Raw genomic sequence first — 25,928 nt, 5'->3', positions numbered from 1 at the left:
ATTTCTTTCACCTGCACCTGGTGCGCTCCACCCTTATTTTGGGATATCCAGCCAAAGCCTCTTGGCATCTGATATATCACAACTGAATATTCACCGATAACTGCGACCTTTGTGGCCGCATTGCCGGGCTTTTGTCGGGCGGCTTTTCCTTCTGCAACTCTTTTTTTGCCCTCACCTCTTCCTAAATGGATAGAAATCAAGCAACCGGCCTGTTTTTAATTTCGGCCATGCTCCTCGCCTACCTGTTTTTCTTCAGGCCTACGCCGAAGGAGCCAGTTGCCGAAAAAGCCGCTACTACTGCTTCAGCCAAAGTAGCAGCCGATAGTACGATAAGCGCCCCGCTGGATTCGGCTACTGCCGTGCGCACTTTGGGCGCTTTTGCCGCCGCTGCTCAGGGCACTGCCCAGCAGGTAGAGCTGAAGAACGACCGTCTGGCCATGACTTTCTCTACGAAAGGTGGCCGGATTGAAGCGGTTCGTCTGAACGAGTATAAGACCTTCTTTGGGCAGCCGCTGTTCCTGTTTGATAAGCAGAGCGCCCAGATGGACCTGAGCCTGCGCACCAACGACGGACGCACGGTGAAGTTCTCGGACCTGTATTTCCAGCCCACGCAAGTGCAGGCGGTAACGGTAGACAATAAGAAAGGCCAGCAGTTGGCTTTCACGGCCAGCGTGGCCGGCGGCACCGTTCAGCAACTCTATACGCTGTTCGATAACAGCTATGAGGTAGGCTACGACCTGCGCCTGAATGGTCTGAACACGGTGGTAGCGCAGCAGCCCGTAACATTCACCTTCGTGGATAACGTGCGCCAGACCGAGCAGGACAAGCAGCAAAACCGCAACCACTCCACCATTAACCACTATCTGGCCAACGACGACCACGGCGCCCTGGCCGAGGCCAGCGAGAAGCCGGAAGAAATTGTGGTGAACGAACCGCTGAAGTGGGCCGCGCACAAACACGACTTCTTTGTAGCCGGTATCATTGCCAACTCCACCTTCGCCACCGGTAAGTTTGTGTCGAACGTGAATCTGGCGGATTCCACTTTCATCAAAACGCTCAGCACCACGCTTACCATTCCCGCCGCCGATGTGCAGCAGGGCAAGGCGCAGCTCCGGTTCTTCTTCGGTCCTAACTCCTTCAGCCTGCTGAAAGACGTAGCGCCCGGCTTCGACCGGAACGTCTACCTGGGCTGGGGCTTGTTCCGCTGGGTAAACCGCTTTGTGGTGCTGCCCGTGTTCCACGTGCTGGAGCAGTTCATCAGCTCCTACGGTATTATCATTGCCATTCTGGTGGTGCTGATTAAGCTGGTGACCTGGCCTTTGACCTACAAAACCTACGTGTCGCAGGCGCGCATGAAAGTGCTGAAGCCGGAGATTGACCAGATCAAGGAAAAGTACGCCGATGACCAGGTAAAGCAGCAGTCGGAAACGATGAAGCTGTACCAGAGCATGGGCGTTTCGCCGCTCAGTGGCTGCGTGCCCATGCTGCTGACGATTCCGATTCTGTTTGCCATGTTCCAGTTCTTCCCCAACGCCATTGAGCTGCGCCAGCAGCCTTTCCTATGGGCCAAGGACCTGAGCACCTATGACGTGTTCATCAAGCTTCCGTTCTACGTGAAATGGTACGGCGACCATGTGAGCATGTTTACCTTGCTGATGACGCTTTCCACGCTGCTGATGACGTGGCAGAGCAACCAGATGAACACGGCCATGCAGGGCCCCATGAAAATGTACAGCTACCTGATGCCGCTGATTTTCATGTTTGTGCTGAACAGCTTCTCGGCTGGTCTTACCTGGTACTACTTCATGTCGAACATCGTCACCTTCGCGCAGCAGGCCATTACCCGCCGCTTTGTAGACGACTCCAAGATTCGGCAGCAGCTGGAGGCCAACAAGGTGAAGAACAAAGACAAAAAGCCCAGCGGCTTCCAGGCCCGCCTGGCCGAGGCCATGAAGGCCACGCAGGAGCGGGAGTCGGATGCCCGCAAGGAAAGCAAGAAGAAAAAGTAACACCAGCGCTTCCCGCTAAGTAAAATGCCTTTCTGCCGATGCGCGGAAAGGCATTTTTATTTTCGGCTCCTTGTTACGCACTAGTACCCTTCTCTCTTCCATCATGCGTTTTGTCTTCTGCTTTCTGTTGCTGATGGCCTTCCATTACTTGCCCGCCCTTGCGCAGCCAGGCTCGGCTCCTGCCCCCATTCGCTACAACCCACCCAAAGCCAAGCCGAGCGTTTCGTCTCCCCAGGTCTTGCAGGATACGCCGGTGGTAGCCCCCAAAAAGCAGGAAATGGCCAAGCTGCCCGTGCTCATTTTTGAGAAAACGCCCTGCTTTGGTCGCTGCCCCACTTACAAAGCCACCGTTTACCGCAATGGGCGTCTGAGCTATGAAGGCACTAAAAACATGCCCCTGCTTGGCCGGCATGAGCTGCAGCTACCGGCCACGGCAGTCACCTATATCCTGAAAGAGTCCCAGAGAATAGGATTTTCTAAACTGCAGGGCGTGTATTCCCAAAACACCTCAGATCTGCCCTCCACCTATATTTCCATTCTACAGCCTGACTGCAACTTAAAAGAGGTGCGAGTGGAAGAAGGCGCTCCGGAAGAATTGAATAAGCTCATCCAATATATTCATGAGCAGATTGTAAAAGTAGCACTGCCCCCTACCAGGTAAAGCAAGCACTAAAAAAGCCCTGCCAAAGTATGGCCGGGCTTTTTTAGTGCTTGTTCAGTTGATTACAAGCTACTCTTTCCGCACCCGCTCCAGAACCAGTTGATTCATGGGGTTGGGCGTTAGGCCGCGCACGTTGTTCTGCGTCAGCCGCACGACTTCATCATAATACAGGGCAATAACGGGGCATTCTTCTACAATGATGCGGTCCATCTGCCGGTAGAGGTCATAGCGTTTATCGATATTCTGCTCCAGCTTGGCCTGTTCGTAGAGCTTATCGTAAGCTGCATTTTTGAAATGCGTTTTGTTAGGGCCGGCCGGGGAGAAGTTTTTGCTGTAGAACAGAGCCAGGTAATTTTCCGCGTCGGGGTAGTCGCCCAGCCAGGATTTGGTGAAGAAAGCGGCCCGGCCGTTATCTACCATTTCCTGCTGCGCGGCCGATTGATTTACATCAATTTCCACCTGCACCCCCACATCAGCCCAGTTCTTCTGCAGATATTCGCACACTTCTTTGCGCTCCGCCACGGTTGTCAGGCGCAGGCGCAATGGCTTACCCGGACCAAAACCAGCGGCCCGCAGTAGCTCCCGGGCTTTTTGAGGCTGATAGGTATAGCCGGGCACTTGCTTCTGACTGAATGAAGGCAAAGAAGCGGGCACGAAGCCGGAAGTACCGGGCACACCCACGTTGTTCAGAAAATAAGCTAACAGTTCGGGGCGGTTCAGGGCATAGCTCAGGGCCTGGCGCACGCGCTTATCCCGCAGCGCCGGGTTGGCAGCTTCTCCGCGCAGATTGGTAGGGTCCTGCTGCAGGCCCAGATATTCCGTGTTTAGATAGGGCACTTTCTGCAGCTGAAACTTGCCCTGAAAATCCTCGCGCACCGTGCCGTCGGGGTGCATAATCAGGTCCCGGGAGCCGGCCCGGATGCCGCTGAGAAAATCCAGGCGGCCCTGCATAAAGGTTAGGAACTCCGTTTTGCGGTCCTGAATAAAGCTGATCTGGACGGCATCCAGGTACGGCAGCTGCTTACCCTGGGCATCCTTTTTCCAATAGTGGGGGTTGCGGTGGTACACAATGGCGTTGCCTTCATCCCACTCCTTAAATACAAAAGGGCCGGTGCCTACCGGGTGCTCCCGAAAATCTTTACCGTAGCGCTGCACTGCCTCACGGGACACTACATAGGCGTAAGGCATGGTCAGGATTCCCAAAAATGGAATGAAAGGCTCCTGCAGATGAATGCGCAGCGTGGAGTCGTTCACAGCTACAAAGCAGGTATCGGAAGGCTCACCCTGGCCATTTTCCAGCACCTTGCCCCGAAAAATCCAGCCGCCAGGGCTGGCGGTGGGGGCGTCCAGCAGACGACGAAAGCTGTAAACAAAATCCTGCGCCGTTACCCGGCGGCCTTGACCGTTGGCAAACACCTCGGAATCGTGAAAAAACACATTGGGGCGCAGCGTGAAGGTATACTGGCGACCACTGGGCGAGATGCTGTAGCGCCGGGCAATAGAGGGACCGGGCTTGAGCTGCTCATCGAGCTCCACTAGCCCGTTGTAGAGCTGCGTGGTAGCCCAGATGTTAGCCTGGTTGCGAGCAAAGGCAGGGTCCAGGGAGGTAAGTGCCTCAGGCTGGTTGTAGCGGAATACGCGCCGGGCGTCGGTAGTTTGCTCGCTCCCGCCGCAGCTGGCCAAAGCAGGCAGCAGCAGAAAGACCATCCGGTAAAAGCGACGCGAAAACGGAATCATGGGAAAGACGAAAGCGTGTATATTTGTGCAAGTGTAAGGGTTCAGGGGTTAGCCATTGCCTTTTGGCTGGCAGCTTTTCTCCAGGAGCCCACTGTACTTGCCTCTCCCCTTGCCGGAGAATCAGTGCTACGGCGCCTTGTTGAAACTCTTATATTGTCATAAACTAGCAGTCGGCTGATGCCCCTGGTTATCGGCTTTTTTGCGACATCCTCTTACCAACTAGCTGGCAGCCAACGGCTGATAGTGCAAGCAAATGGGAAAAATCATTGCGGTAGCCAATCAGAAAGGCGGGGTGGGCAAAACCACCTCCTCGATTAACCTCGCGGCCTCGCTGGCAGCGCTGGAGTATCGCACCTTACTGGTAGACGCCGACCCTCAGGCTAACGCCACTTCCGGCGTCGGCTTCGATCCGAAAGACATTCAGAACAGCATTTACGAGTGCATGGTGGATGGCATCAATGCCCAGGATATTATTCTGACCACCAACGTACTACCCCACCTCGACCTGATGCCCTCCCACATTGACCTGGTAGGCGCTGAGGTAGAGATGATTAACCTGCCCAACCGCGAAGAGCGGATGAAGGAGGCGCTGCGCCCCCTGGCCGATCAGTATGATTTCATCATTATTGACTGCTCTCCTTCCCTGGGTTTGATTACGGTCAATGCCTTAACGGCGGCCCATTCGGTTATTATTCCGGTTCAGTGCGAGTATTTCGCCCTGGAAGGCCTGGGCAAGCTGCTGAACACCATCAAAATTATTCAGAGTCGCCTGAACACGGAGCTGGAAATTGAAGGCATTCTGCTCACGATGTATGATGTGCGCCTGCGCCTGAGCAACCAGGTGGTAGAGGAAGTAAAGTTGCATTTCCAGCAGTTGGTGTTCGATACTATCATTCCACGCAACGTAAAGCTCTCGGAGTCGCCGAGCTTTGGCATTCCCGTTATTCTGCACGATGCGGAGAGCAAAGGCTCCATTAGCTACCTCAATCTGGCCCGCGAAATTGTGGAAAAGAATGCCGTAGATGCCACCCCGGAGGCCGCCGAAGACAGCGCAGCCTAATAAAATCAGTCAGAAAAAAAGCCCCCAACTTGTTGAGGGCTTTTTTTATGCTCTTTGTAAACAGCACAAATTTGACTCTTTTTATTAAGCCCTAAATATACCATACAAGACTAGAAAAGCTGTTTTTCAAAAACATACGGCAGACTAAGTACAAATTTTACTGCGCCTGAATTGGCTTGACAAATACAGAAGCTGTAAATTCCGGTCTTCTTTTGAGGTATCATCGGCCACATCCGCCCAAAATCGTTTCCTGTGCATTATCCGTTGTTTTGCTCCCTACTGACTGGTCTTGTCCTGGCGGGTGCCACGCCCGCCAGCACTCCTGCCTGGGCGGGCCCAACCAGTAAACTTCCTGTTCCTACTACCAGTGTCCCGTCGGTTGTGGCAGGCAGTGGCCTTACAGCCAGCTATTACCCTAATGGCACTTTTGCCGGAGCCCCGGTGCTGCGCCGCATCGATGCTTCCGTGGATTTTAACTGGGGGTTGGGCGCACCATCAAAGGACCTGCCTACCGATTACTTCTCGGTTCGTTGGGAAGGCCTGCTGGCAGCCCCTACCACGGGCACTTACCGCTTTCAGGTGCCCACCAACGACGAAATTCGGCTGTGGGTGAATGGCAAAAAAGTACTGGATACCTGGGATGGTCGCCGGGAAGACAATGCCAATGCCTTTGTACAGTTGGCGGCCCACGAAAAAACCAGCATTAAGCTGGAGTATGTAGATGCCGATGGCGAAGCCCACCTGCAACTGCAATGGATGCCACCTGGTCAGGGCGCGCAGATTATTCCCATGAGTAACCTCTTCCCCTTGGGCTCCAGTCTGCTTCCCGACTCTGGCGTACCCGCTCCGGCTGTAGCAGCAGCTCCGGTGAAGCCCGCGCCAACTCCCATCGTTGCGGCTCCTGCCCCGGCTCCCGTAGTTCCTACTCCTAAGGCTCCTGCACCTACCCCCAAACCAACGCCTCCACCTGTTGCCGCAGCCCCGGTGCCGGTAGCGGCAAAGCCAGCGCCGCCCGCTCCGAAACCAGAACCTAAGCCAGTTCAGAAAGCAGTAGCCACCTCCCAAAAAGCAGTGGCCCCGCCTCAGAAAGCAGCTGCTACGCCTGCTGTAGTGGCCAAACCCAAGCCCACTCCCGCACCGCCAGCGCCGGCCGTAGTAAAAGCTCCTGCCCGGGTAGAACCTGCGGTTTACATCATTACCTCTCGCACAACTGGCAAGCCTCTGGAAGTGCACGACCCTAGCCGCCCTAATATGCGGGCTTATCAAACAGCCTCTGCGGGTGGCATGGCAACCAGCCCTCAAAATGAGGCCACACATTGGCGTATTGAGCAGCAGAACGATGGTTTCTACCGCCTCATGGTACCCGGAAATAACCGTGTGCTGGAAGTACTGGGCAGCTCTACCTCTAACGGCGCGGCCCTGAACCTGTGGCCCTATTATAGCGGCAACAACCAGCAGTGGAACATTGAGCTGACCGAAGACGGCTATTATAAGATTGTAGCCAAGCACAGCAAAAAAGCCCTTACCGCCCGTGATTCTACAGACAGCGGGGTAGTGCAATGGCGCTTTAAGGACAATGAAACCCAGGATTGGAAGCTGACTAAGGTGGTACCTAGTCAAAACCGGGAGTTGATGCAGGCTGCCGTTGAACGTCCGGGCATTGGCGCTAACCGCATGAGTCTGTACCCCAACCCCAGCAACGGAGTAGTACAGCTGACATACCGTTTGCCAGAGGAATTACCAGTAGGCTGGGTATTATATAACCAGAATGGCGCAGTAGTACGCGTATCAGACTACCGCCGCCGCACTACCGGCATCCAGCTGCAGACGCTGGAGTTTACTGACCTTCCCCCCGGCGACTATTACCTGCACCTGACGGTTGGCACCACTACTACCCGCCATCCGCTGAAGCTGCGCAAACCCACCGCCTCGGCTCCAGAGGCCAGCGCTGAGCAATAGCCAGCAGGCATCGGAAATAAATTCTTCGCGGCCAGCGTTATCCAAAGGATAGCGCTGGCCGTTTTTTTCGTTGAGACGCAAGCAGATACTACCGTCGCAAAGCCCGCCCTTCTGCTTCCCAACAAAATTTCCCATCCTTCCCGGGCGTTTGTGTATTTTTGAATCCTGCTTTTGCCCGGTGTTGGGCAAAAGCCTATTGCAGGTATGTCAGAGAAACCCGAAGAGAAATCTACGCCAGCGGCGGCACCCAAGCGTAAAATAGGTGGACTGGGCCGGGGGCTCAACGCCCTGATTGAAGGTAGCTACGAGAAGAAGAGTGACCGGCTCGTCTCGCACCCCGTCAACTCGGTGGGCTTTATTCCAGTGGCCCATATTGAGGCTAACCCCTACCAGCCTCGTACTCATTTTGATCAGGAAGCGCTGCAGGAACTGGCCGAAAGCATCCGGATTCAGGGCATCATTCAGCCCGTAACGGTACGTCAGACGGGCACGAACGCCTACCAGCTCATCAGCGGAGAGCGGCGTTTGCAGGCCTCCAAGCTGGCTGGCCTGGATACGATTCCCGCCTACATCCGCAAGGCCGATGACCAGCAGATGCTGGAAATGGCCCTGATTGAGAACATCCAGCGGGAGAACCTTAACGCCATTGAAATTGCCCTCAGCTACCAGCGCTTGGTGAGCGAGTGCAACCTCAAACAGGAAGAGTTGGGCGACCGGGTCGGCAAAAACCGCTCTACGGTAACCAACTACCTGCGTTTGCTGAAGCTGCCACCCGATATTCAAGTAGGCCTGCGCGACGCGGTTATCAGCATGGGTCATGCCCGGGCCCTGATCAGCATTGAAGATGCCGAGCAGCAGCTGGCTTTGTTCCGCCGTATTGTAGCTGAGGAGCTGTCGGTGCGCCGGGTAGAGCAGCTGGTGCGCGCCGGAGCCGGTGCGTCCAAGCCTGCCGATGCTCCCGGTGCCCAGCAGGTACAGGAAACCAACGTGCAGGTGCCGGTAGCCGAGCTGCGTCGTACTGAGCGCCACCTTTCAGAGCGTTTTGGCAGCCGCGTCATGGTGAAGCCAGGCCCCCAGGGCCGTGGCGAAATCAAAATTGCCTTCGACTCAGTAGAGGACATGCAGCGTATTCTGCATATTCTACAACCTGCGTAAGCATAGCTATGCATAACGGGCTGCGTCATATTCTGCTGGCTGTGCTGCCCGTTTTCCTGCTAGCCGGCGCGGGTAAGGCGCAAACCGTGGTTACGGCCGGCCCCGACTCCGCGCAGGTTAGCACCCCGCCTACCCCACCCGATACTACCCGCCGCACCGAGCGGTTGTTTGGCTGGCACGTAACGCGGCCCAAGAAAGCCGCTATTCTCTCGGCCGTGTTGCCAGGCGCCGGGCAGATCTATAACCGCAAATACTGGAAGCTCCCGTTGGTATATGGTGCCATAGGCGGCACGCTGGCAGTAGAAATTTTCTACCAGCGTCTCTATAAAGAGTACGCTGAGGGCTACCGGGCCCGCATCGATGGAGACTCGACTACTTTTGATAAAGGTCGCCACTCCCGCCTTGAGCCCACGGACGAATCCCAAAAAGCCAACTTGGTTACCTACCGGGCACGGCGTGACACCTGGATTGCTTATACGGCGGTGGCTTATACCCTCAATATTGTAGATGCGCTGGTAGATGCGCATTTGCATGACTTCGACATCAGCGACGACCTGAGTCTGCACTGGGAGCCCAGCGTACTGCGCGTACCTACCAGTGGCATTACCCCCGGCGTTGCCTTTTCTCTGCAATTGAAATCTAAGCGTTAAATGAATATTCTGCTGATTGGCTACGGTAAAATGGGCCATGCGCTGGAAGCGCAGGCTATTGCCCGGGGCCACCGCATTGCGGGCATCATAGACCCTTCCCGCCCCGAAAGCCGCATTACGGACTTCACCCCGGCCACCGTGGATGTGGCTATTGAGTTTACCCACCCCGATTCGGCCTTTCTGAACGTATCTACGGCTTTGCGCCAGGGCATTCCGGTGGTATGCGGCTCCACGGGCTGGCTGCACCACTTTGAGGAAGCCCGCGAATTATGCCAGGAAGCGGATGGCTCACTGTTTTATGCCTCCAACTATAGCGTGGGCGTAAATCTGTTTTTTCACTTCAACGAGTACATGGCTGCCAAAATGCATCAGTTTGGCGGCTACGATGTGCAGGTAAAGGAAATTCACCACGTGCACAAAGTAGATCAGCCCAGCGGCACGGCCCTGACCACCGCCGAAGGCATTCTGCGCCATTTCCCTTCTAAAACTCACTGGCGCAATGAAACTACCGCCAATGAGAAGGAACTGGCCATTCTCTCCGAGCGCGAAGGCGAAGTGGTGGGGACGCACATAGTTACCTATACATCTGCCCTCGATACCATTGAGCTAAAGCATGAAGCCCACAGCCGGGATGCCTTTGCCCAAGGGGCTTTGCTGGCGGCAGAATGGCTGCCCGGCCATCAGGGAGTTTTCGGAATGAAAGACTTGCTGGGCCTGTAGCCAGAAGCTTATTCCACATTCGCATAATTAGTCGGATATTCCGCCGTTTATCAGGAACTCCCCAAGTGTGGGGTGGCTTTCCTCTTCTAGTTGCTATCTGCTGACCTGACTCATGGCCGTAAAATTCTGGGAGAAAAATCCCGAGACGGAGACTACCCCCAAAAAACCTAAAAGCGTAGCGCGCGAGTGGGGTGATGCCATCCTGTTTGCCGTAGTAGCGGCCACGCTGATTCGCTGGGCCACCTTCGAGGCATATACCATCCCGACGCCCTCCATGGAAAACTCACTGCTGGTAGGCGACTATCTGTTCGTGAGCAAGCTGCACTATGGACCTCGTACGCCACAAACCCCGTTGCAGGTCCCACTCACGCATCAAACCATCTGGGGCACCAGCATCCCCAGCTTTTCCGATGCCATTCAGCTCACCTCCCACCGCCTGCCGGGCTTTTCCGAGGTAAAGCGCAATGATGTGGTTGTGTTTAATGTACCTTTTGAGAAGCAGTACCCTGCTGACCTGCGCACGAACTACATTAAGCGCTGCATTGGCTTGGCCGGCGACCAGATTGAGGTGCGTCAGAGCCAGGTATACATCAATGGACAGCCTGCCCAGAACCCGCCCAAGCTGCAAACCAGCTACGAGTTGGCAACGGATGCGCCGATTCGGGATGATATCTTCCGCGAGCAAAGCGTGGTAGACTATGACCACATGGGCATTCCGCAGCCGCTGTTTCAGGGGGATACCGCCTTTTATACCGTGCATCTTACCAACCAGGCTGCTGCCTTTTTGCGGGAGCAGCCGTACGTGAAGCGCCTGAAAGAGCAGCGCCTGCCGGCCGGTATTCCCGACCCCAGCGTATTTCCGAACACCGTTGATTTCCCGTCGCCCACCCCGCTGAGCGCCAATACCCGTGCCTGGAACGCCGACAACTACGGCCCACTCCAGATTCCGAAGGAAGGCCAGACGGTGACTATTACGCCAGACAATGCCGGGATTTATTTCAAAATTATTGCCCAGTATGAGCACAATTCAGGCGTAACCTGGCAGGATAACCGCATTTATCAGAATGGCCAGCCCATTACCCAGTACACGTTCAAGCAGAACTACTACTTCATGATGGGCGACAACCGCCATAATTCGCAGGACTCCCGCTACTGGGGCTTTGTACCCGCCGACCACATTGTAGGTAAGGCCGTGCTTATCTGGCTATCAGTCGACCCCTTCGCTCCTAGCTTCTTCAGCAAAATCCGCTGGAGCCGCTTGTTCCATCTGATAGATTAGGCTTACCGGCCAGCCATAAATGAAAAAGACGCGCTGTACAGCGCGTCTTTTTCATTTATGGCTGGCCGGCTTAAGTGGCATTAGCCAGGTGAGGAACCCATGGTTTACCAATTAATGGGCTTTTTACCGTGCGCCAACAAATATTCATTGGTTTGGCTGAAGGGACGAGAGCCGAAGAAGCCCCGGTCGGCGGCGTAGGGAGATGGATGAGCAGCTTTCAGGACTAAGTGCTTGCTGGTATCAATGATTTCACCCTTTTTCTGGGCATAGGCCCCCCATAGAATAAACACCACGTTTTCCTTCAGCTCAGAGACTTTCTGAATAGCCACATCTGTAAACTGCTCCCAGCCTTTTTTCTGGTGAGAGCCAGGCTCCCCTGCCCGTACTGTAAGGGTAGCATTCAGTAATAGTACGCCCTGCTGAGCCCACCGGTCGAGGTTGCCATTGGGAGCAGGCGGGGTGCCGGGAATATCTTCCTGCAGCTCCTTAAATACATTTTGCAGGGAGGGCGGAGTACGCACACCTTCAGCCACCGAGAAGGCCAGCCCATGCGCCTGCCCTTTGCCGTGGTAGGGGTCCTGCCCCAGAATAACCACCTCCACCTGGTCGAAGGGGCAGGCTTCGAAGGCGTGAAAAATCTGCGGGCCAGGTGGGTACACGGTGGCCGTGGCATATTCCCCGCGAAGAAAAGCTGTGAGGTGCTGAAAATATGGTTTCTCGAACTCTGAGGCGAGTACCTTACGCCAGCTTTCTTCTATCTTTACATTCATACCAGAAAAGCAGTTATTGAAGTTTTGGTAAGCCAAGGCGGCCCGGTTTTGCGTACACAAACCATATTTCGCAACCGGGTGTTACGTTCTTCACCGCATAGCTCAGGAGTCATGAATACGACCACTACGCAGGGAGTAACCGTAAGTGTTACGACCAACTATCTACCAGATTATTCCAGCCCCAGCCAGGAGCACTTTGTGTTTGCCTATAAGATTGATATTCGCAATAACAGCGAATATACCGTGAAACTCTTGCGTCGCCACTGGTATATCTACGATGCCAACGGCGTGGTGCGTGAAGTAGAAGGGGAAGGTGTAGTGGGCCAGCAGCCCGTTCTGGAACCCAGCGAGGCTCATCAGTACGTATCAGGCTGTAACCTGAAGAGTGGGATGGGCAAGATGCGGGGCACCTACCAGATGGAGCGCCTGGTTGACGGTAGCCACTTTGATGTGGATATACCTGAATTCACCTTAGTGGTTCCTTTCCGTCTGAACTAGCCCCTTGTTTTGACCTTCTGAGGTTGCTACCTAATTAAGATTTCCTCCTTGCTGCATCAGGCAATCAGTTACTTCCGGTTTTTACTCCGCTCGGGGAATGCGCACGGTCTGCATTCCCCGTTCGTTTTTGCGCTATATACCCACGTTATCAACCACCGGGGAGAGTTTGCCGCTTTCGGCTCTATTGAAGCCCGGCGGCAGGAGTTGCGCCAGAGTCAGCAAAGCATAACCGTGCGCGACTTTGGTGCCGGCTCCCATACCGGAGCCGGCCAGCAGCGCCGCGTGCGCGACATAGCCCGCACTGCGGCCAAGCCAGCAGCCCTGGCGCAGCTCCTGTTTCGATTAGTGAATCATTTCCAGCCTCGCACAGTGCTGGAGCTGGGCACTTCCCTGGGTCTCACCACTGCTTACCTGGCCGCCGCCGATTCGCGCGCCCACGTTATCAGCTTTGAAGGTTGCCCTCAAACCGCTACCATAGCTCGTCAGACCTTTGAGCAGCTGGCTCTGCCAAACGTAGAGCTGGTATTGGGCAACCTGGATGAAACCCTACAGCCTGCTCTGCAGGCGCTGTCAGCGCCGCTTGACTTTGCCTTCTTCGATGGCAACCACCGCTACGAGCCCACCGTGCGCTATTTTGAGCAGTGCCTGGCCTGCAGCACCGAAGACAGCGTGTTTGTGTTTGATGACATTCACTGGTCAGAGGAGATGGAACGTGCCTGGGCCACTATTCAGGCTCACCCGCAGGTGCAACTCACCATCGACCTTTTCCATGTGGGGCTGATATTTTTTCGGCGCAAGCAGCCCAAGCAGCATTTTACCCTGCGTTTTGATAGCCCGTTGGACAATGTGCTGGAAAGCACCCGCTGGCTATCAGCTTAAGAACTTTCCTATTCACTGCGTTCAGTCTGAAGTCTCTGTCTCTAAACAGAGGCTTTTTTATTCATAGTATTAATTAACAGTCATATACGTAAAATGATAAAGGTTATAGCACCACCATTTTAGGTTAAAATAATAGTAAGCATACATCATAATCTTATCCTAAAACCATAATTTATATAACTATTAATATATTATTTTTAACTAAATCAATTCAAACCCTTTATACCCAATTATTATGACCCACATTATAACCCGCAGCCTGCTACTGGCCACATTATGTGTAGCAGCCCAAACTGTTCAGGCGCAGGAAAACACCAGCGCCGTCTCCCAGATCGGCAACGACAATCTGACCACCGTCACACAGGTGGGCTACCTAAACCAGGCCTCGGCAGAGCAGGTTGGGAATCACAACAGCATTGAGCAGCTTCAATCCGGCCAGATTTCCTCCACTGTTCAGGCATCCCAAAAAGGAAATTCCAATGCCATAACCCAACAGCAGCTCGGAAGTGGAGCCGACCTGGTTAACCGGCTGCAGGCCACACAAACGGGTAATGAAAACAAGATTGATCAGGTACAGAAAGTAGTTGGCAACCTTGGGGTAGCTACGCAAACCGGCAACAACAACGAAGCTATCCAATTTCAGTTTGGTCGGGCAAATGAAGCCACCACCGAGCAAACGGGCAATCAGAATTACAGCGAACAGCGGCAATTAGGAAACTTTAACGTAGCTACGATAAGTACCACGGGCAATAATAACGGTGCCTATCAGGAACAGCACGATTTATCCAACCGGGCTTCCATCACCCAATTGGGCAATGGAAATCTGTCTGCTCAGTACCAGGCTTTAGGCAGCTCTAATAAAGCGGATATTTATCAGGAAGGGAATAACAACCTTGGCCTGCAGTCGCAGGAGGGGTCTGATAATATTGCTTCACTAAGGCAGGTTGGCAATGCTAATGCCTCTCTTCAGGTGCAGTTGGGGTCTGGTAACGAAGCATCCACGGATCAGGAAGGCAATGGAAACCTGGCCCTGCAGTACCAGGAGGGAATAGCCAACGCTGCTACTATAGACCAGGATGGCAATAACCACGTAGCAGCGCAGGTTCAGCTAGGCGATTTTAATACAGCGCAGGTTTGGCAAGGCAGCAACGGGCAGACCAGCTCCATTCTGCAAGCGGGCAACAATAACACCGCCACCGTTCACCAGGATCATCCTTAATTTTTTCTCCTGAATACTCTCCTTTACCAAGCCAAACGCCCGGGTGCTACACGTGTAGCACCCGGGCGTTTGGCTTACAGTTGCTAGTTCATGTTAGCGAATAGCTTCCCGAACGCGCGTAAGCTTCACCAGCAAAGCTTCCAGTTGATCCAGCGGAAGCATATTGGCCCCGTCCGATTTGGCAGTGGCCGGCGTGGGGTGCGTTTCAATGAAGAGCCCATCGGCCCCCACGGCAATAGCCGCTTTGGCAATGGTTTCGATGAGGGCCGGTTGACCGCCGGTTACGCCGCTGCTTTGGTTGGGACGCTGCAGAGAGTGGGTTACATCCATTACCACCGGTACACCAAAGCTGCGCATGGCCGGCAGGTTGCGGAAATCCACCACCAGGTCGGAATAGCCAAAGGAGTTACCCCGGTCAGTGAGAATAACAGGCGAGTTGCTGGTCTGGCGCACTTTATCTACCGCAAACTGCATGGCCTCCCCATTTAGAAACTGGCCTTTTTTGATATTGACCACCTTGCCCGTGGCAGCAGCAGCTATCAGCAAATCGGTCTGGCGGCACAGGAAGGCAGGAATCTGGAGCACGTCTACGTACTCGGCGGCAAAAGCAGCCTCGTCCGATTCGTGGATGTCGGTTACGGTGGGCACACCCATTTCGCGGCCTACTTTATGCAGAATGCGTAGAGCGGTTTCGTCGCCTATGCCGGTAAAGGAATCGAGGCGGGAGCGGTTGGCTTTGCGGTAGGAGCCTTTGAAGATGTAGGGAATCTGGTATTTGTCAGTGAGGCGCTGCACCTGTTCTGCAATGCGCAGGGCCATATCTTCGCCCTCAATTACGCAGGGGCCGGCCATGAGAAAGAACTGACCGGAGTTGGTATTCCGGAAATGCGGCAGTTGGTTGGCGAGGGCTGTGAGCATAGAATTCAACGTAAGTCAGGGCTTTTTTTCTTCAGGCATATAAAGAGCTCGGCCCCTTGCCGGGGCGGAATAGAGTTATAGGCCGTGTCGAAGTGAAGGAAATCAAAATAAGGAGCGAAGTAGTTCTGGTATTCTTTGGGCGTGCCGCCAAACGGAGGCTCCTGGGAAGTGCCAAAGTCCTTCTGAAACAAGAGGCCCATGAGCGTGCCGCCCTGCCGCAGCAAGCGGGCACATTGGGCCGCATACGCCGGACGCAAGCTGGGTGGCAGCGCACAAAAGAAGGTTTGCTCCACAATCAGGTCGAATGGCGCCTGGGGCTCCAACTGAAAAAAATCCTGTAGCAAGAGGTGTTCTGCCGGGAAATCGGGGACGCGGCTTTGCAACTCCTGTAAGGGCTCGGGTGCCACATCAGCCACCCACACATTGGAGTAACCGTGGCGGTGCAGGTATTCGGCCTCATAGGCCTTACCAGCCCCTGGGATAAGAATATGGCGGTTATCTGGCCCACCCATCTGCTCAAAATAGGTTTGCAGGGGTGGGGTAATAGCGCCGGTATCCCAGCCGGTGCGGCCGGCCTCATAGCGGCTGCTCCAATAGGATGCATCGAGGGTTGGTGCAACTTGCATAGAAGTATGTATTTTCGGGCACCCTCTTGCGTGGGCAGCCAATCCCTTTATTTTTGTGCGCAAAGGTAACGCACAGCCCGGATTGTCCGGGTTTAACTTAACCCCTTTCTAATGGAACAAGCCCAAAATCCGGAGCCCAAGAATAACAGCCGCGTGCTGCTGATTGTAGCCCTCATCCTGGTGCTACTGGGCATCAACGGCGTCCTTTTCTACATGAACCAGCAAAAGGGCAAGCAAAATGAGCAGCTCACTGCTGATGTGCAAGCCAAAGACGCCAAGCTGGAGGAGCAAATCAAGCAATATGAAGCGCTGAAAGCTGATTTTGAGCGTCAGAGCCAGGAAGTGCAGTCCATGGGCCTGGCAAATGATTCCTTGGAAAACAAAATTGCCGCTATTAATGCCGACTTGCTGAAGCTGCGCTCTTTCCGCGCTGGTAGCTTTACTCTCTCAGAGCAGAAGCGCTTCCGCGACCGGGCCACCAACTTTGAGCGCCAGCTAAAGCAAAAAGACGAAGAAATTGCTAAGCTAAAGGCCGATAATGAGGCTCTTTATACAGAGACAACCACGCTGAAAGAGCGCCAAAACAAGCTTACTGACACCATTACTACCATTGCCCGCACCAACCAGGAGCTGAATGAGAAGGTGAGCATTGCCTCTCGCCTCCAGGCCGAAAACATTCGCGTAAACGTCATCAATGCTCGTGGCAAGGAGAAAGATGATGACGATGATGTGTTTAAAGCCAAGCGCGTAGAGAAAGTGAAAGTGGCCTTCAACCTGGCTCGCAACGATGTGGCCCCGAAGGAAACCAAGCAAATCATGATGCGCCTGATTGAGCCTGATGGCTCGGCTCTTTACAATCTGAGCACCGGCGGTGGCACCTTTATGGTAGATGGCGCTGAAGCCTTTTACACCGCCAAGCAGGACATGGTATTCGATAATACCAAGCAGAACGTACAATTCGTGTATGCCAAAGGCACCAGCTATAAGCCCGGCGTTCATACCGTAGAACTGTACGCCGATGGTTACCTGATTGGCACTACCAAGTTCACACTGAAGTAATAAACAAAGGAATGGTGGAGTAGGTAGAGTCGCAATGGGCTATCCTTCTAAACCCTAACCTTATAAAAAAGCCCCGCTACAAGCTCGTAGCGGGGCTTTTTTATGGATTCTAGCTATTCAGCCGATATGGCTCTCACAAGCTCTGGCCGCCGTTATTCTTTATTGATGCTGGCTTCATATGCATCCAGCTTCTTAACAGCGCCGGCTATGTTTTCCGTGAACAAGACCACTACAGCACCTTGGGGAGCATTCTCCAAGGCATAGTCAATAGCCTCCATTTCGTCTTCAATGTAGGTGATAGGCAATTTTGGTTTATCCAGTTGCAGGCCCCGGGTCATCAATTCCCGAAGCTCCTCGGCCGTTTTGCCGCGCAGGTCCCGGTCCTGGCGCAGAATTATCTCATCGAAGATCTGGCCGGCTATACGGGCAAAGCCCAGCGTATCTTCTTCGCGCCGGTCGCCCAGTCCTGATACAATCCCGATTTTACGGGATGCCGGAGTATCATTCAGAAACTCCGCAAACTTGCTGATGCCGTGGGTATTGTGAGCATAGTCCACAATGACCTCAAACTTCGGAAACTTGTACACATTCATGCGGCCCGGCGTTTTAGTGGCCGAAGGCACGAAGGTGCGCAGCGCGGTTTTGATATCGTCACGCTCAAAGCCGCACAGGTAGCCGGTCAGAGCCGTAGCCAGGGAGTTTTCGATGTTGAAGCGGGCGCGGCCGCCAAACGTAATGGGAAATTCCGCGGCCCGGTCTATGCGCAGCTTGTAGCTGTTTTTGTAGATGGAAATGTAGCCTTCCTCGAACACGGCTGCCACTCCCCCATTTTCTACGTGGTCCAGAATGCGTGGGCTGTGCTCGTTCATGCTGAACAGGGCTACGCGGCAATCCAGCTTCTCACGCATAGCATATACCAGGTCATCATCGGCATTGAGCACCGCCCAGCCGCTTTTGCGCACGGTGCGGGGCAATACGCCCTTCACCTGCGCCATTTCCTCCACGGTATTAATGTCGCGCATGCCCAGGTGGTCAGCGGCCACGTTGGTTACAACGGCAATATCACAGGTATGGAAGCCCAGACCGGAGCGCAGCATCCCGCCGCGGGCGGTTTCCAGCACCGCAAAGTTTACGGTTGGGTCTTTCAAGACAAACTCCGCGCTCTGCCCGCCGGTGCAGTCGCCTTTCTGCAGCTGCCGGCCCTGAATGTAGATACCATCGGTGGTGGTGAAGCCCACTTTGTAGCCGCGCGAAGATACCATATGGGCTATCAGGCGGGTAGTAGTGGTTTTGCCGTTGGTACCGGTTATGGCAATGATAGGAATGCGCGAGGTGCTGCCCCGGGGGAACAGCATGTCTACTACCGGAGCCGCCACGTTGCGGGCTAAGCCTTCGGTAGGCGAAATGTGCATGCGGAAGCCAGGCGCGGCATTCACTTCAATCACAGCGCCGCGGGTTTCATTCAGCGGAATGGCAATGTCGGTCGTCAGTAGGTCGATGCCGCAGATATCGAGGCCCACGATGCCGGCTACCCGCTCGGCCAGCAGCACGTTGTAGGGGTCTACCTGGTCGGTCACATCGGTGGCAGTGCCGCCCGTACTGATGTTGGCCGTGCTCTTCAGATACATCACCTCACCGGCCGGCAGCACCGATTTTACCGTAAGCCCCTGGGCCTTCAGCAAATCGACGGTGTGCTTATCGGCTTTTATCTGGGTGAGCACCTTCTCGTGGCCTACGCCGCGGCGCGGGTCCTTATTTACTTCATCAATCAGCTGCTGAATAGTGCTTTTGCCGTTGCCGGTTACACTGGCGGGGGTACGGCGGGCGGCAGCTACGAGCTTGCCATTTACCACCAGGAGGCGGTAGTCATGGCCCACCACAAACTGTTCTACAATAACGGCTCTGGAATACGCCTGGGCGGCTTTCAGGCCCGCCAGTGCATCTTTCCAGTTCGTGATATTGATGCTGGCGCCTTTGCCGTGGTTGCCGTCCAGCGGCTTGGTTACGATGGGGAAACCCAGCTCCTCAATGGCGTCGCGCAGGCCATCGGGGGAGTACACGGTGGTGCCGCGGGGCACGGGTACGCCCGCATCGTGCAGCAGGGCTTTGGTGCGGTTCTTATTGCCCGCCACCTCTACCCCGGCGTGCGAGGTATAGCTGGTGGTAGTAGCCCAGATGCGCTTCTGGTTTACCCCATAGCCCAACTGAATAATGTTGCTGTTCTTGAGCTGTATGTAGGGAATATTGCGCGAGGCAGCCTCGGCCACAATGCTGTAGGTACTCGGGCCGAAGAATTCTTCCTCCCGGATATCGTGCAGCTCGTCAATAATGGGCTTGATGTTGATTTTCTGCTTTTTGCAGAGTGCCTCCACAATCTCCACGGCGGCTTCGGCGGCCCGGCGGCCGGCGCGCTCTTCCTGGTAGCAGAATACTACATACTCTACACCGGGCTCATGCGCCGGATAGGACTTGCCCCAATGCACCGGCATACCAGCCAAGCGCTGCAACTCCAGGGCTACGTGCTGAATGATGTGGCCCAGCGGCTCACCATCAGCCAGCATTTCCTGCGTGAGTGGCGGGTGTTTCAGCGCTTGTTGCTGGGTATAGGAGGTATGCGTTTTCTCCTGTCCCAGATCCGGCAGTAACTTCGTCAGCCGCTTGTCCAACCCCGGAAACTCATTCGACCACTTACCTGCAAATTCCTCCAGGTTCACCTTCAGGACAATCAACTTGTGATGTTTGACCGACCAGTAACTCGGTCCGCGCATGGTGCGCAGTTCTACAATTTTCATAGAGGGATTAGGGTGGGTATTTGTGCTTCGTGCGCAGTTCTACGGAGCAAAGCGGCCTATGGATAGTCACTTTGGGAGCTCACCCCATTATTTTTACGCGCGCTTCTGCTAAGCCGCTGGCTACCTTGCCGGAAGGTCGTGATTTTTCCTCTGCTTCCAGCCAAACTCTTTACCGGAAGGGCCTAAAAAGCCAAAACCCCAGCCGGGGCTAATCGGCTGGGGCACTAGGCAATAGAAAACAGGAACTAGGAAAAAAGAGGTGACGAGCGGATTCGAACCGCTGTAGGAGGTTTTGCAGACCTCTACCTAGCCACTCGGTCACGTCACCGGATTGGGGACGCAAACATACACCATTATCTGGCTTCTGCCAAACTCAGAGGCACTTTTTCGCATTACCGGTGCTAAGTTGCTGGCGTTCTGAGCAGATGATTGGGCCGTTCACTGGGTAGTTTTTGCGTTGATATTAACCACCCTTCACCCCGAGACCATAGCAAACAAAAAAGCCCCGGATTGCTCCGGGGCTTTCTTTACTCAGAGGAGAAAAGCTTAGGCTTTCTCTTCGTCCTTCTTGCCTTCGGCTTCGTCGCCGGCAATCAGGTCTTTGGCTTTGTCAACTACGTCGCCGGCAACTTCCGTTACCTTCTCTACCACGTCGCCGGCTACTTCCTTGGCTTTGTTGAAAGCATCGGAGTGGGTAGCAGCGTCGATGGCCTCACCAGCAACTTCTTTAGCTTTATCGAAAGCGGCCGAAGCGGCACCGGTGATAGTGGAGAGCAGGCCACCTTCTTCCGTAGCTGCGGGAGCTTCGGCAGTTTCAGGAGCTTCCGTAGCCTCAGCTTTAGCGGCTTTCTTAGGAGCAGCGCTGGTTTTCAGCTTCTGCTCACCAGCCTCACGCTCGTTGCCCATCATCTTGTCGCGCAGAGCGGACAGAGCATCCAGGTCACCGAGGGTCGACTTCTCAGCCGTTGCGGGCTTCTTGAGGTCGCTCAGCTTGCCTTCGCCTTGTGCAGGAGCACCGGCAGCACCACCTGTGGTCTTCTTCTTGGTGAACTTCGAAGCGCGGCTGTCGTCTTCCTGCTGCTGGTTAAATACAGCAGTGTGCGACAGTACGATGCGACGGTCATCCTTGGAGAATTCTACCACGCGGAAGTCGAGCTGCTCGCCGTTTTCAGCCTGCGAGCCGTCTTCTTTGGCCAGCGACTTCGGATAAGCGAAGCCTTCGATGCCGTAAGGCAGTTCGAGAACTGCGCCACGGTCGGTTTTCTCCGTGATGGTAGCCTTGTGCACCGAGCCGGGGGTGAATACCGTCTGGAAAGTATCCCAGGGGTTTTCTTCCAGCTGCTTGTGGCCCAGGGCCAGACGACGGTTGGCAACGTCCAGTTCCAGAACTACTACGTCCAGACGGTCGCCTACCTTCACTACTTCCGAAGGATGCTTGATCTTCTTGGTCCAGGACAGGTCGGAAACGTGTACGAGGCCGTCAACACCTTCTTCCAGCTCTACGAACAGGCCGAAGTTGGTCAGGTTACGCACCAGACCGTTGTGCTTGGTACCTACGGCGTACTTGGTGCCGAAGTCGCCACGAGTCCATGGATCTTCGCTCAGCTGCTTGATACCCAGGCTCATCTTGCGGTCTTCGCGGTCCAGGGTCAGAATCTGAGCCTCTACCACGTCGCCCTGCTTGATGAAGTCCTGCGGGTTGCGCAGGTGCTGGCTCCAGCTCATTTCTGAAACGTGGATCAGGCCTTCTACGCCAGGTACAATTTCCATGAATGCGCCATAGTCGGCTACGTTCACGATGCGGCCTTTCACTTTCGAGCCAGGCTGCAGGTCCTGGGGCAGAGAATCCCATGGGTGAGGAGTCAGCTGCTTCAGGCCCAGCGAAATACGCTTCTTGGCTTCGTCGAAATCCAGAACTACTACGTTCAGCTTCTGGTCCAGCTGCAGCACTTCGCTCGGGTGCGCGATACGGCCCCACGAGATGTCGGTGATGTGCAGCAGGCCGTCTACGCCGCCCAGGTCGATGAACACACCGAAGTTGGTCATGTTCTTGATAACGCCCTCGAGGATCTGGCCTTTTTCCAGGTTGTTGAGGATGGCTTCGCGCTGCTTCTCGAGGTCTTTCTCGATCAGGACTTTGTGCGAAACTACCACGTTGTCGAAAGCAGCGTTGATTTTCACCACTTTCACTTCCATGCGACGACCTACATAGATGTCGAAGTCACGGATAGGCTTCACATCAATCTGCGAGCCGGGCAGGAAGGCTTCTACGCCGTCCAGGTCCATGATCAGACCACCTTTGGTACGACGCTTTACAACGCCTTCCAGGATGGTGTCATTCTCCAGTGCATCGTAGATGGCTTTCCAGGCCTGCTTGATCTTCGCCTTCTTGCGCGACAGGATCAGCTGACCGTTGGAATCTTCCTGGTCCTCGATGAATACCTCTACCTGGTCACCGATTTTGAGGTCGGTCAGGTCGCGGAATTCGGAGAGGGGCACCAAACCGTCGGACTTAAAGCCGATGTTCAGGATTACGTCGCGGTCGGTGATACCTACCACGGTGCCTTTTACTACTTCTTCTTCCTGTACTGTGGTGAGGGTCTCACCGTACATCTGCTCCATTTCGGCGCGCTGCTCAGCGGTATAATTACCACCGAAGCCGCTGGCTCCAACGTTGTCCCAGTCGAAGTTGTCTACTACTTCTGCCATATGATATGGTTGGCCCTTATGTACACGTCCGGCGCAGGGCCCGCCTCCGGAACGCGTTTTTGTTTGATCCACAGCGCAAAAGCGCCGGCCCGCCACCCTGGCGGGGGCGCAAAGATAGGGAGTTTGGGGGGAAATATGAGTGTCAGTTGATAGTTTTAGCAGCTAGTCAAGCACATAGTCCGAGGTAAACTCAATAGCGGTAAGTTTCTGATTTCTGAAGGTGTAGTAATGCTTTATTCCATCCAACGCCGATACCAGCTCAATCACTTGCCCGCCCTGCACCAGCAACTGGGGAATGTGCGAGAAATACTGTTTTAAAAAATCGTTTTTGCTCATTCCTACCATAACCCCATTAGCCAGCTTCAATGAGGTGCCCGTTATTCTGCCTGCCACGATATATACCTCCGCCTCCTCATTCGTCTTGATGAACTTGACCGTATCTGCACTAATATGCATCTCATCAGTACTAATCTCCTCGTTGCCGTTAACCTGATGTGTGAGTTGTAAATATTGATTTCGGATAGCGGACAAACTTGGGTATTTCCCCAGTGGGAAGAACAGCGCCCGATTCTCCAATACGAGAATAACAGTATCGTTATGGGCCATAAGCGTATTTAGTTGATGCTCTTGCTTGACTACTGCAGACAACCGCTCAGTTTCCTCTGAATCTAGGCGGCTAATGTAGATTAGCGCATCCATCTCGGCTTTCGGCTTCGTCAAAGTCGTTTGTGCAGGTAATGCTTGTTCGTTTTTGTTTTCAATAGAACAGGCAGACGATACCAGCACGCAGATAAAAAGGATAGTTTGCTTCATTCTTAAAATTGTGAAATACAAAGTAAACACAACGGCCCGCTTCAATTGAAGCGGGCCGTTGTGTTTTTGACACAAAATATAACGATTCTTTACCGACGTCCCAGCTGCCGCAAGTGCGCCACGTGTGAAGCCACCGCATAGCGCATGTTCGGGTATTCATTGTACTCAATGCCGAACTCCAGGCACATCTGGCGCAGAATCTTGTTCAGGGCCGGGTAGTGCACGTGGGAGATGGTAGGGAACAGGTGGTGTTCTACCTGGAAGTTGAGGCCGCCTACCAGCCAGCTGATGATTTTGCTGTCGGTGGCAAAGTTGGCAGTGGTTTTAATCTGGTGAATGGCCCACTCGTCCTCAATCTTGTTGGTGGTGGCGTGGGGCACTACAAAGCTGGTGTGCTCTACGGTATGCGCCAGCTGGAACACAATGCTGAGCGAGAAGCCAGCCACACAGGCAAAGACGGCGAAGCCAATCAGCCAGGGCAGAAAGCCCACCATATAAATAGGCAAAGCCACAAAAAGGCCCAGGTGCAGCACCTTAAAGCCCCAGAACACGCCCTCGTCGGTGGCAGTCATTTTCTTGATGGGCATCTCCCCTATTTTCCGCTGGAAATATTTCTGGTAATCCATGTAGAAAATCCAGGCAATAAACAGCAGGGCGTAAAAGAACCAGAAGTATAGGTGCTGAAAGCGGTGGAGCATACGGCGAGGCTGGTCGGGGCTGAGGCGCAGCCAGGGCTGGGCATTCAGGTCGTCGTCCACGCCTTCCACGTTGGTGTACATGTGATGAATGAGGTTGTGCTTAGCATTCCACATGAAGGAGCTGCCGCCCATTACGTTCAGGGTGAAGGCGGCAAACTGGTTCAGCCACTTGGATTTGCTGAAGGAGCCGTGGGCGCCATCGTGCATCACATTAAAGCCAATAGCGGCTCCAATACCGCCCAGCAAGGCGCATTCCAGTACGGCCACCCAGGCAGGAGGCGTCAGAAACACTAAGTGCAGGTACACGGCTACAAAGGAGGCCGTGAGGAGAATGGCTTTGAAGTACAGGCTTTTGTTGCCGGTGGGGGCAGTGCCCGCCTCAGCGAAATAGGCATTGGTGCGGCGCTTAAGCTCCTGGTGGAAAGAGCGTGACGCGGCAAATTTGGGTGCTTGCATTGAAATGGGTAAAAAGAATGGCGACAAAGGTACCGCCAACTGCTGCGTTAACGCCGCATCAGCCGTAAAAAAGCCGGATTTTATTAAGTCAGAGCGCTTCCCCGCCAAAAGTTGGGAGCCGCCGTAGGCCTTTCTAGCTCATCTAGGACAGGCTCGACAATGGAATGGTTCAGAAGTAAGAGGCCGCCACTAGCCGCCGGCAGGCAGATGTTGGCGGTGAAACCCCGGCCAGCAGCCTAGCTGGACAGTAACTGCAGTGCGTAAATCCTATACGAGAAAACGGACGAGTTAGACTGCCTTGTGCCACATCATGTACAACATATTGTTCCGGCAGGTCCGCTTATCTAAAAGGGCTCGTATGTAGCAACACTATTCTTTCACCTTTACTGCACCCCTCCTGATATGAGCTACATTAAAGCCGGCCCCGATGCCAATGGCCACCCCGTAAAACTACACTATACGGACCTAGGCCAGGGCGCTCCAATCGTCCTGATTCATGGCTGGCCCCTGAATCACGAATCCTGGGAATATCAACTGAAAGAGCTGCCCAAGCATGGTGTACGGGTAATAGCCTATACGCGCCGGGGCTTCGGCAACTCCGATAAGCCCTGGGATGGCTACGACTACGACACCCTGGCCGACGACCTGAAAGCTGTGCTGGATGAGCTGAACCTGCAGAGCGTGACCTTGGTGGGCTTTTCTATGGCTGGCGGCGAAGTAGCCCGTTACATGAGCCGGCACGGCGGCGCCCGCGTGAGTCAGGTAGCCTTTGTTTCGGCCGTAACGCCTTTCCTGCTGAAAACGGCCGATAACCCGGACGGTGCCCCGGAATCAGCTTTCACCGGCATATTTGAAGGCCTGGAAAAAGACCGGCCCGACTTCATGCGGTCCTTCGCCAAGAAATTCTACGGTGTGGGCCTCATTAGCCACCCCGTGAGCGACGCCACCCTGGACTGGAACCAGTCTTTGGTAATGCTGGGCTCGCCACGCGCTACGGAAGCCTGCGCCCACTCTTTCGCTGAAACCGACTTCCGCCGCGACCTGCCCACTATTAAAGTGCCGACCTTAATTATTCACGGCGACCAGGATGAAACCGTACCGATTGAAGTGAGCGGGGCCCGTATGAAGGAGTTTGTGCCTCACGCTACTTATAAGGTCTACAAAGGAGCCCCCCACGGCCTTTTTATTACCGAAAAGGACAAGCTGAACAAAGACATTCTGCCTTTTGTGGCCGGAAAAGAGGTCAGCTAGCAGCCTTCTG

20 protein-coding genes, 1 tRNA gene and 1 pseudogene are annotated in these 25,928 nt (G+C 54.5%); 13 read left to right on the top strand and 9 right to left on the bottom strand.

Going from position 1 to position 25,928, the window contains the following annotated elements; genetic code table 11:
* Positions 1–185: 185 nt before the first annotated feature.
* Both yidC and Q4G72_RS06680 read left to right on the top strand, forming a co-directional pair.
* Positions 186–2,009, top strand: coding sequence for a membrane protein insertase YidC (gene yidC / locus Q4G72_RS06685; RefSeq protein ID WP_303310624.1), 1,824 nt, complete (start codon positions 186–188; stop codon positions 2,007–2,009).
* Positions 2,010–2,112: 103 nt separating this feature from the next.
* Positions 2,113–2,670, top strand: a complete 558-nt coding sequence (locus Q4G72_RS06680) for a DUF6438 domain-containing protein (RefSeq protein WP_303310623.1) — start codon at positions 2,113–2,115, stop codon at positions 2,668–2,670.
* A gap of 69 nt (positions 2,671–2,739) precedes the next feature.
* Here Q4G72_RS06680 and Q4G72_RS06675 read toward each other — a convergent pair whose 3' ends face one another.
* Positions 2,740–4,407, bottom strand: coding sequence for an ABC transporter substrate-binding protein (locus Q4G72_RS06675; protein WP_303310622.1), 1,668 nt, complete (start codon positions 4,405–4,407; stop codon positions 2,740–2,742).
* A 253-nt stretch (positions 4,408–4,660) separates the two neighbouring features.
* On the opposite strand from Q4G72_RS06675, the gene Q4G72_RS06670 reads away from it, so the two are divergent.
* From Q4G72_RS06670 to lepB, 6 genes are all read left to right on the top strand, one after another.
* The gene (locus Q4G72_RS06670; protein WP_303310621.1) at positions 4,661–5,467 is read left to right on the top strand and encodes a ParA family protein; all 807 of its coding nucleotides are present in this window, start codon (positions 4,661–4,663) and stop codon (positions 5,465–5,467) included.
* Between the two features lie 252 nt (positions 5,468–5,719).
* On the top strand, positions 5,720–7,426 hold the full coding sequence (locus tag Q4G72_RS06665; protein ID WP_303310620.1) for a PA14 domain-containing protein: 1,707 nt from the start codon (positions 5,720–5,722) through the stop codon (positions 7,424–7,426).
* A 204-nt stretch (positions 7,427–7,630) separates the two neighbouring features.
* The gene (locus Q4G72_RS06660; protein WP_303310619.1) at positions 7,631–8,581 is read left to right on the top strand and encodes a ParB/RepB/Spo0J family partition protein; all 951 of its coding nucleotides are present in this window, start codon (positions 7,631–7,633) and stop codon (positions 8,579–8,581) included.
* Between the two features lie 8 nt (positions 8,582–8,589).
* The gene (locus tag Q4G72_RS06655) at positions 8,590–9,231 is read left to right on the top strand and encodes a DUF5683 domain-containing protein (RefSeq protein WP_303310618.1); all 642 of its coding nucleotides are present in this window, start codon (positions 8,590–8,592) and stop codon (positions 9,229–9,231) included.
* The gene (dapB, locus tag Q4G72_RS06650; RefSeq protein ID WP_303310617.1) at positions 9,232–9,951 is read left to right on the top strand and encodes a 4-hydroxy-tetrahydrodipicolinate reductase; all 720 of its coding nucleotides are present in this window, start codon (positions 9,232–9,234) and stop codon (positions 9,949–9,951) included.
* 112 nt (positions 9,952–10,063) lie between these two features.
* Positions 10,064–11,230, top strand: coding sequence for a signal peptidase I (lepB, locus tag Q4G72_RS06645; RefSeq protein ID WP_303310616.1), 1,167 nt, complete (start codon positions 10,064–10,066; stop codon positions 11,228–11,230).
* A gap of 104 nt (positions 11,231–11,334) precedes the next feature.
* Here lepB and Q4G72_RS06640 read toward each other — a convergent pair whose 3' ends face one another.
* Positions 11,335–12,000 carry a uracil-DNA glycosylase gene (locus Q4G72_RS06640; protein WP_303310615.1) on the bottom strand — a complete coding sequence of 222 codons (666 nt, stop codon included), beginning with the start codon at positions 11,998–12,000 and terminating at the stop codon, positions 11,335–11,337.
* A 111-nt stretch (positions 12,001–12,111) separates the two neighbouring features.
* Between Q4G72_RS06640 and apaG the strand changes: the two genes are divergently transcribed.
* The 3 genes from apaG to Q4G72_RS06625 all read left to right on the top strand — a co-directional run bounded on the left by apaG (position 12,112) and on the right by Q4G72_RS06625 (position 14,596).
* A complete protein-coding gene (gene apaG / locus Q4G72_RS06635) occupies positions 12,112–12,498 on the top strand; it encodes a Co2+/Mg2+ efflux facilitator ApaG/CorD (RefSeq protein ID WP_303310614.1) in 387 nt (128 codons plus the stop codon).
* A 48-nt stretch (positions 12,499–12,546) separates the two neighbouring features.
* On the top strand, positions 12,547–13,377 hold the full coding sequence (locus Q4G72_RS06630) for an O-methyltransferase (protein ID WP_303310613.1): 831 nt from the start codon (positions 12,547–12,549) through the stop codon (positions 13,375–13,377).
* A gap of 235 nt (positions 13,378–13,612) precedes the next feature.
* A complete protein-coding gene (locus tag Q4G72_RS06625) occupies positions 13,613–14,596 on the top strand; it encodes a hypothetical protein (protein ID WP_303310612.1) in 984 nt (327 codons plus the stop codon).
* Between the two features lie 93 nt (positions 14,597–14,689).
* On the opposite strand, the gene kdsA is transcribed toward Q4G72_RS06625, so the two are convergent.
* Together kdsA and Q4G72_RS06615 are read right to left on the bottom strand one after the other, a co-directional pair.
* The gene (kdsA, locus tag Q4G72_RS06620) at positions 14,690–15,514 is read right to left on the bottom strand and encodes a 3-deoxy-8-phosphooctulonate synthase (protein ID WP_303310611.1); all 825 of its coding nucleotides are present in this window, start codon (positions 15,512–15,514) and stop codon (positions 14,690–14,692) included.
* A gap of 5 nt (positions 15,515–15,519) precedes the next feature.
* On the bottom strand, positions 15,520–16,140 hold the full coding sequence (locus tag Q4G72_RS06615; RefSeq protein WP_303310610.1) for a methyltransferase domain-containing protein: 621 nt from the start codon (positions 16,138–16,140) through the stop codon (positions 15,520–15,522).
* Between the two features lie 111 nt (positions 16,141–16,251).
* On the opposite strand from Q4G72_RS06615, the gene Q4G72_RS06610 reads away from it, so the two are divergent.
* Positions 16,252–17,199, top strand: coding sequence for a DUF8428 domain-containing protein (locus Q4G72_RS06610; protein ID WP_303310609.1), 948 nt, complete (start codon positions 16,252–16,254; stop codon positions 17,197–17,199).
* A 152-nt stretch (positions 17,200–17,351) separates the two neighbouring features.
* Here the strand turns inward: Q4G72_RS06610 and cphA are convergent, their stop codons facing one another.
* The 5 genes and pseudogenes from cphA to Q4G72_RS06585 form a co-directional block, all read right to left on the bottom strand.
* Positions 17,352–19,991 carry a cyanophycin synthetase gene (cphA, locus tag Q4G72_RS06605; protein ID WP_303310608.1) on the bottom strand — a complete coding sequence of 880 codons (2,640 nt, stop codon included), beginning with the start codon at positions 19,989–19,991 and terminating at the stop codon, positions 17,352–17,354.
* Between the two features lie 257 nt (positions 19,992–20,248).
* Positions 20,249–20,319: transfer RNA gene (locus tag Q4G72_RS06600), tRNA-Cys, on the bottom strand.
* A gap of 599 nt (positions 20,320–20,918) precedes the next feature.
* A pseudogene (rpsA, locus tag Q4G72_RS06595) lies at positions 20,919–22,700 on the bottom strand (30S ribosomal protein S1); the annotation flags it as partial.
* Positions 22,701–22,862: 162 nt separating this feature from the next.
* Positions 22,863–23,513, bottom strand: coding sequence for a hypothetical protein (locus Q4G72_RS06590; protein ID WP_303310606.1), 651 nt, complete (start codon positions 23,511–23,513; stop codon positions 22,863–22,865).
* 89 nt (positions 23,514–23,602) lie between these two features.
* Positions 23,603–24,667, bottom strand: coding sequence for a fatty acid desaturase family protein (locus tag Q4G72_RS06585; protein WP_303310605.1), 1,065 nt, complete (start codon positions 24,665–24,667; stop codon positions 23,603–23,605).
* Between the two features lie 402 nt (positions 24,668–25,069).
* On the opposite strand from Q4G72_RS06585, the gene Q4G72_RS06580 reads away from it, so the two are divergent.
* A complete protein-coding gene (locus Q4G72_RS06580) occupies positions 25,070–25,918 on the top strand; it encodes an alpha/beta fold hydrolase (protein ID WP_303310604.1) in 849 nt (282 codons plus the stop codon).
* Positions 25,919–25,928: the final 10 nt, after the last annotated feature.

Origin of the sequence: Hymenobacter sp. BT730, from assembly GCF_030542105.1 — a bacterium.
Lineage (GTDB): Bacteria > Bacteroidota > Bacteroidia > Cytophagales > Hymenobacteraceae > Hymenobacter.
The sequence above is the reverse complement of the archived record's forward strand: the minus strand, read 5'-3'. Positions and strand labels throughout refer to the sequence as shown.

Bases quoted from the DNA above. Each gene is read 5' to 3' on its own strand.
- yidC (WP_303310624.1), top strand. From the start codon at position 186: ATGGATAGAAATCAAGCAACCGGCCTGTTTTTAATTTCGGCCATGCTC.
- Q4G72_RS06680 (WP_303310623.1), top strand. From the start codon at position 2,113: ATGCGTTTTGTCTTCTGCTTTCTGTTGCTGATGGCCTTCCATTACTTG.
- Q4G72_RS06675 (WP_303310622.1), bottom strand. From the start codon at position 4,407: ATGATTCCGTTTTCGCGTCGCTTTTACCGGATGGTCTTTCTGCTGCTG.
- Q4G72_RS06670 (WP_303310621.1), top strand. From the start codon at position 4,661: ATGGGAAAAATCATTGCGGTAGCCAATCAGAAAGGCGGGGTGGGCAAA.
- Q4G72_RS06660 (WP_303310619.1), top strand. From the start codon at position 7,631: ATGTCAGAGAAACCCGAAGAGAAATCTACGCCAGCGGCGGCACCCAAG.
- Q4G72_RS06655 (WP_303310618.1), top strand. From the start codon at position 8,590: ATGCATAACGGGCTGCGTCATATTCTGCTGGCTGTGCTGCCCGTTTTC.
- dapB (WP_303310617.1), top strand. From the start codon at position 9,232: ATGAATATTCTGCTGATTGGCTACGGTAAAATGGGCCATGCGCTGGAA.
- lepB (WP_303310616.1), top strand. From the start codon at position 10,064: ATGGCCGTAAAATTCTGGGAGAAAAATCCCGAGACGGAGACTACCCCC.
- Q4G72_RS06640 (WP_303310615.1), bottom strand. From the start codon at position 12,000: ATGAATGTAAAGATAGAAGAAAGCTGGCGTAAGGTACTCGCCTCAGAG.
- apaG (WP_303310614.1), top strand. From the start codon at position 12,112: ATGAATACGACCACTACGCAGGGAGTAACCGTAAGTGTTACGACCAAC.
- Q4G72_RS06625 (WP_303310612.1), top strand. From the start codon at position 13,613: ATGACCCACATTATAACCCGCAGCCTGCTACTGGCCACATTATGTGTA.
- kdsA (WP_303310611.1), bottom strand. From the start codon at position 15,514: ATGCTCACAGCCCTCGCCAACCAACTGCCGCATTTCCGGAATACCAAC.
- Q4G72_RS06615 (WP_303310610.1), bottom strand. From the start codon at position 16,140: ATGCAAGTTGCACCAACCCTCGATGCATCCTATTGGAGCAGCCGCTAT.
- Q4G72_RS06610 (WP_303310609.1), top strand. From the start codon at position 16,252: ATGGAACAAGCCCAAAATCCGGAGCCCAAGAATAACAGCCGCGTGCTG.
- cphA (WP_303310608.1), bottom strand. From the start codon at position 19,991: ATGAAAATTGTAGAACTGCGCACCATGCGCGGACCGAGTTACTGGTCG.
- Q4G72_RS06590 (WP_303310606.1), bottom strand. From the start codon at position 23,513: ATGAAGCAAACTATCCTTTTTATCTGCGTGCTGGTATCGTCTGCCTGT.
- Q4G72_RS06585 (WP_303310605.1), bottom strand. From the start codon at position 24,667: ATGCAAGCACCCAAATTTGCCGCGTCACGCTCTTTCCACCAGGAGCTT.
- Q4G72_RS06580 (WP_303310604.1), top strand. From the start codon at position 25,070: ATGAGCTACATTAAAGCCGGCCCCGATGCCAATGGCCACCCCGTAAAA.